This is a genomic window from Agrobacterium sp. MCAB5, assembly GCF_052114365.1.
In the GTDB taxonomy this organism is placed as follows: domain Bacteria; phylum Pseudomonadota; class Alphaproteobacteria; order Rhizobiales; family Rhizobiaceae; genus Agrobacterium; species Agrobacterium tumefaciens.
On the sequence record NZ_JBFREP010000187.1, the window covers coordinates 1 to 532 of the forward strand.

Genomic DNA, 532 nt, shown 5'->3' on the forward strand with positions numbered 1-532 from the left:
CTGGTTGACACCGGCGCTCGGGTTTCGGCCAGCGATTTCGATGTGACGGATGCCGACGCGGTCAAGCGCGGCGTCGATGCGATCGAAGGCACCACCGGCCCGATCGATATCCTGATCAACAATGCTGGCATGCAGTTTCGCAGCCCGCTGGAAGAGTTTCCTGTGGAGCGCTAGGAGCAGCTGCTGAAGACCAACATCTCCAGTGCTTTTTATGTCGGACAGGCGGTCGCCAACCACATGATCGCACGAAGGGCGCGGTGAAAAACCTGACGCGCGGTATGGCCACCGACTGGGCAAAACACGGCCTGCAGATCAACGCGCTGGCGCCCGGCTATTTCAAGACGCCGCTCAACCATGCGCTGGTCGACAATCCCGAGTTCACGGCCTGGTTGGAGAAACGCACGCCAGCCGGCCGCTGGGGCGATGTCGAAGAGCTCGTCGGCGCGGCAGTCTTTCTGTCGGCCAAAGCCTCATCTTTCGTGAATGGACACACGCTCTATGTCGATGGCGGCATCACAATCAGCCTCTGAGA

Annotated in this window: 1 pseudogene; it reads left to right on the forward strand. The window is 60.5% G+C overall.

Annotation, left to right across the window (positions count from 1 at the left end):
- A pseudogene (locus tag AB4Z23_RS28135) lies at nucleotides 1-530 on the forward strand (SDR family oxidoreductase); the annotation flags it as partial.
- Nucleotides 531-532 lie beyond the last annotated feature (2 nt).